Raw genomic sequence first — 5,500 nt, forward strand, 5'->3', positions numbered from 1 at the left:
GATCTTCTTCGACGACGCGTTGATCGACGCCATGGTGTCCACCACCTGGCTGACCACGCTGCCGCCCTTGACCGCCACTTCGGAGGCCGAGGCCGCCAGCTGGTTGGCCTGGCGCGCGTTATCCGCGTTCTGCTTCACGGTGCTGGTGAGTTCTTCCATCGACGCGGCCGTCTGCTCCAGCGAACTCGCCTGCTCCTCGGTGCGTGACGAGAGATCCTGGTTGCCCGCTGCGATCTGGCTCGAAGCCGTGGCGATGGTGTCGCTGGAGGACTTGATTCTTCCGACGACCGAGGTCAACTGGTCCTGCATCTGCTTGATGGAGTACAGCAGGCTGCCGGCATGCGCCGCATCGGCCTCGACGGTCATGCTGAGGTCGCCGGTCGCGATGCGGCCGACAACGTCCGCCGCATAGGCAGGCTCGCCGCCCAGTTGGCGCCCCAGGAGACGCGCGACCACGAAGCCCAGTCCCACGCTGACCACGATACCGATCAGCGCCATCACCAGCATCATCAGCCGCGAGGTCCGGTAGGTGTCGGTCGCGTTCTCCGCGCTGGCCTTGGCCAGCTCGTTGCTGTAGGCGACCATGTTCTTCAGCACTTCCTCGACCGCGCGGGAATCCTTTAGCAGCCGCGTGCTGTCCTCGGCCACCTGGCCGTCGAACTGCGAACTGTCCAGCGATTGCTTCGACACGAGCGTCACGAAATCCGCCATGCGCTTGCTCAAGGGCGGCAGCAGGGCCTCGTATTGCTCGAAGAGCTTCTGGCCCGCTTCGCGCTCCTCGAACAGCGGCTTGACCTCCGCGGCTCGCGCCTGGAGGCTTTCCATGGAGGTCTTGAGTTCGGTGGATCCCGCATTGCGTTCGCCGCGCGTCGCGGCCGACAGCAGCGACATCTGCGCCCGGCTCGCGTAGAGCAGGTGGATGTTCGCCTCCTGCACGGCCTGCAGGGCCCGAAGCTCATGGGTATAGAGCCTCTCCGTCGAGGCGCTGATGCGCCCCATGTGAAAGATGCCGAGCGCGCTGACGACGGCGCCGACCGCCGCGACAACCAGGAAACTGATGATCAGTCTGGCGGTCACTCGTAGCTTTTGGAACCACTGCATTTTTTCTTCCTTCTTTTAGAACTCGGTCCAGTCGCCCGCACCTGCACTGGCGGCGGCCAACTGGGGTTCGGTTCTGGTGGTCTTCTTGCGGGCTTCCGCCTGTGCCTTGGCACGGGCCTTCGGTGCCGCCTTGGCAGCAGCACCGGCGACCGATGGCGTGCGTGCGGGTGCCGGAGGGGCCTGGGTGTCTCGACCCAGCCTGAACACGCTCACGACCTGTGACAGGCTGCCGGCCTGCTCCTGCAGCGATTGCGCGGCGGCGGAGGCTTCCTCCACCAGCGCGGCGTTCTGCTGCGTCACCTGGTCCATCTGCGTGATCGCCTGGTTGATCTGCTCGATGCCCGAGGTCTGTTCCTGGCTCGCAGCGGTGATCTCGCCCATGATGTCCGTCACCCGCTTCACGCTGTCGACGATCTCTTCCATCGTCTTGCCCGCTTCAGCCACCTGCTTGCTGCCTTCCTCTACCTTCTCCACCGAGTCGCCGATCAGCGTCTTGATCTCTTTCGCCGCTGCGGCGGAGCGTTGCGCGAGGCTGCGCACTTCCGATGCGACCACCGCGAAGCCACGGCCCTGCTCGCCGGCACGGGCGGCTTCGACTGCTGCGTTCAATGCCAGGATGTTGGTCTGGAACGCGATGCCGTCGATGACACCGATGATGTCCACGATCTTGCGCGACGACGCATTGATCGAGCCCATGGTGTCCACCACCTGGCTGACCACGCTGCCGCCGCGCACCGCGACTTCGGAAGCGGACACGGCCAGCTGGTTGGCCTGGCGCGCGTTGTCAGCGTTCTGCTTCACGGTGCTGGTGAGCTCTTCCATCGAGGCCGCCGTCTGCTCCAGCGAGCTCGCCTGTTCTTCGGTGCGCGAGGACAAGTCTTGGTTGCCCGTCGCGATCTGGCTCGATGCCGTCGCGATCGTGTCAGTGCCCGTGCGAACCTCGCCGACCACCTTCGCGAGGCTGTCGTTCATGTTCTTGAGCGCCTGCAGCAGTTGGCCCGTCTCGTCGCGGCTGTCCACTTCGATGCGGCTGCTCAGGTCACCCGCGGCCACGGTCTCCGCAACCTTCACGGCTTCATGCAGCGGCCTGACGATGCTGCGCGAAATGACAAAGGCTGCGCACCCGCCGAGAAGCACCGTCAGGATCGTGAGCAAAGCCCCGAGGTTGAAGCCGCGCAAGTTCGCCGCGTCGATTGCCCTGCTCATGTCGTCGATCGCCTTGCGTTCCATCGAGAGCAGGTCGAGCACGCGGCCTTCATAGGCCTTCGCGGCGGGCAAGAACGACTCCTTGAACGCCCGCTCGGCCTCCGCCGCATTGCCGCTCGCCTTGGCCTTGGCAACCATGTCCTTGGAAGCCTGGTACTTGCTTCGCAGCTCGACGATGGACTTGAACATCGCCTTCTCTTCGTCGACCACCAGCAGCGCCTCGACCTTCGCCATGGTCTCGGTGCCCTTCTTGACGCTGTCGGCCATCACGTCGGCAAAGGTGACGGGCAGCGTGTCGTCCGTGGTCTTCGCGATCATCGACGTGCGTGCGATGGCCGAGTAAGTCAGCACGTACCAGTCCGAGATGAGCCGCTCCTTCGCCAGCGGGCTTTGCATCATGCGCCGCGTCGCTTCGGCGTTGTTCTTCGCGCTCACCAGTGCAAAGGCGGTCGAGATGATCGTCAGGCCCAGGACGATGCCGAAGCCGATGGCCAGGCGCGTTCCGATGCGGACGTTGGAGAGAAATTTCATGATGGGACGGGGAAACTTGGAAACGGGAGGTATTGCGCAAGCCTCGAGGCGGGCTGGCGCATCGGGTTCAGGCGGCTGCGGCCTCGACGAGGCCCATTTCTTCGCTGGACATGAGCCGGTCGATGTCCACCAGGATCAGCATCCGGTCATCCAGCGTGCCCAGGCCGATCAGATAGTCCGTGTCCAGCACCGAGCCCATCGCCGGCGCAGGCTTGATCTGCTCGGCCGCCAGCGTGATCACGTCCGACACGCTGTCCACCACCATCCCCACCACGCGCCCCCCGATGTTCAGCACGATCACCACCGTGAACTGGTCGTAGCTCGGCGTGCCCAGCGCGAACTTGATGCGCATGTCGATGATCGGAACAATGATCCCGCGCAGGTTCACCACGCCCTTGATGTAGTCCGGCGCGTTCGCGATCCGCGTCACCGCGTCGTAGCCGCGAAGCTCCTGCACCTTCTGGATGTCGATGCCGTATTCCTCTTCGCCCAGCGTGAAGGAAAGGAATTCCAACGGCTTCGTGCGCGCCGTGTTCGCCGCGCCTTCGGCGTGCTTCGATTGAACTGTGGTCATCTGCTTGGCTCCTGATTCAAGACTTGAAAACACTCACCGCATCGACGAGGCTTTCGGCCTGTTCCTGCAGTCCTTCTTCGATGGGGTGGAGTCCGGAGCGCACTGCTGGCTTCGGTCACTCCTCTATATCGGCCGCTGTCCGCAGAAGTTGAGGGCCGGTGCCTTCGCGCGATCTAGAGCCTGAACACGCTCACGACCTGTGACAGGCTGCCGGCCTGCTCCTGCAGCGATTGCGCGGCGGCGGAGGCTTCTTCCACCAGCGCGGCGTTCTGCTGCGTCACCTGGTCCATCTGCGTGATCGCCTGGTTGATCTGCTCGATGCCCGAGGTCTGTTCCTGGCTCGCAGCGGTGATCTCGCCCATGATGTCCGTCACCCGCTTCACGCTGTCCACGATCTCTTCCATCGTCTTGCCCGCTTCAGCCACCTGCTTGCTGCCTTCCTCTACCTTTTCCACCGAGTCGCCGATCAGCGTCTTGATCTCTTTCGCCGCTGCGGCGGAGCGTTGCGCGAGGCTGCGCACTTCCGATGCCACCACCGCGAAGCCACGGCCCTGCTCGCCGGCGCGGGCGGCTTCGACTGCTGCGTTCAATGCCAGGATGTTGGTCTGGAACGCGATGCCGTCGATGACACCGATGATGTCCACGATCTTGCGCGACGACGCATTGATCGAGCCCATGGTGTCCACCACCTGGCTGACCACGCTGCCGCCGCGCACCGCGACTTCGGAAGCGGACACGGCCAGCTGGTTGGCCTGGCGCGCGTTGTCCGCGTTCTGCTTCACGGTGCTGGTGAGCTCTTCCATCGACGCCGCCGTCTGCTCCAGCGAGCTCGCCTGTTCTTCGGTGCGCGAGGACAAGTCCTGGTTGCCCGTCGCGATCTGGCTCGACGCCGTCGCGATCGTGTCCGTGCCCGTGCGCACTTCGCCCACGATCTTCACCAGGCTGTCATTCATCTCCTTCAGTGCGTGCATCAGTTGGCCCGTCTCGTCCCTGGAACGAACCTCGATGCGCGAGGAGATGTCGCCCGCAGCCACCGTCTCGGCCACCTTGACCGCTGCTGCGATGGGGCGGGTGATCGAACCCGTGGTGAACCATGCAATGGCCGCGCCCATGAGGAGCGCCACAACACCGAGGCCGACCATGAGATTGCGTGCCTGGCTGTATTCGGCGTTCGCATGATCCCTGGCCTTTTCGGAGAGCCGGGTCTCGTGCTGCACCAGATCGTTCAGTGCCGCCAGGATGGCTTGCACCGACGGGGTGAACTTCTTCATCAGGAGCTCGGTCGCTTCATCGGTCTTGTTCTGCAAGGCGAGTTCGAGCAGCCTGGCGTTCATGGGCGCCGCGACGGACAGCGTGTCTTCGACCTTGGCCAGAAGTGCCTTGCCGTCGGAGCTGACGATCAGCTTGCCCAGCTGCGTCCTGGCTTCGGTGTATCGCTCGCGGGCCGCGGTGATCTTCTTCATTTCCTCGCGCATGGCCGCTTCGTCGGTCAGCAGCACCAGATGGGTGGCGAGGTTCGTCATGTCACGGATGGAGTCCAGCATCTTGTTCGCCGTGGCGACCTTGACGTTGTTGCTGCTCACGATGCCGTTGAGATGCGCCTGGATGCTCGACATGGAATTCAGGCCCAGGCCCATGATGAAGGCCAGGAACAGGAGCACTGCGGCAAAGCCCAGTGCCAGGCGGGTGCCGATCTTGAGGTTGGAAAGGAAGGTCATGATGGTTGCGACGATGTCTTCTCTGAATACGGTCTAGAACTCGGTCCAGTCGCCGTCGCTGGCCGTGGCCGCCTTGGGCGCGGGCACTTCTTTCGGTCGAGGTTTCGTGGCGGCAGTCGTCGCGCCGGTCTTCGGCGCGGCAACAGCGACCGGCGCCGGACGCACGGGAACCTGCACCGGGCCTGCCCCGTCGTCGGCATCGAGCTTGAAGGTGCTGACGATCTGCAACAGGCCGCCGGCCTGTTCCTGCAGCGATGCAGCGGCAGCGGCGGCTTCTTCCACCAGTGCCGCGTTCTGCTGCGTGACCTGGTCCATCTGCGTGATCGCCTGGTTGATCTGCTCGATGCCCGAGGTCTGTTCCTGGCTCGCC

4 protein-coding genes and 1 pseudogene are annotated in these 5,500 nt (G+C 64.2%); all 5 read right to left on the bottom strand.

The window, feature by feature from the left end:
* On the bottom strand, positions 1-1,101 hold a 1,101-nt coding region (locus QTI24_RS31355; protein ID WP_286605842.1), incomplete at its 3' end, for an MCP four helix bundle domain-containing protein.
* 15 nt (positions 1,102-1,116) lie between these two features.
* Positions 1,117-2,838, bottom strand: coding sequence for a methyl-accepting chemotaxis protein (locus QTI24_RS31360; protein WP_286605844.1), 1,722 nt, complete (start codon positions 2,836-2,838; stop codon positions 1,117-1,119).
* Positions 2,839-2,905: 67 nt separating this feature from the next.
* Positions 2,906-3,412, bottom strand: coding sequence for a chemotaxis protein CheW (locus QTI24_RS31365; protein ID WP_286605846.1), 507 nt, complete (start codon positions 3,410-3,412; stop codon positions 2,906-2,908).
* Between the two features lie 173 nt (positions 3,413-3,585).
* Complete coding sequence (locus QTI24_RS31370) at positions 3,586-5,130, bottom strand: methyl-accepting chemotaxis protein (RefSeq protein ID WP_286605848.1); 1,545 nt, start codon at positions 5,128-5,130, stop codon at positions 3,586-3,588.
* 33 nt (positions 5,131-5,163) lie between these two features.
* Positions 5,164-5,500: pseudogene (locus QTI24_RS31375) on the bottom strand (methyl-accepting chemotaxis protein); the annotation flags it as partial.

Origin of the sequence: Variovorax sp. J22P240, from assembly GCF_030316855.1 — a bacterium.
GTDB lineage: Bacteria > Pseudomonadota > Gammaproteobacteria > Burkholderiales > Burkholderiaceae_C > Variovorax.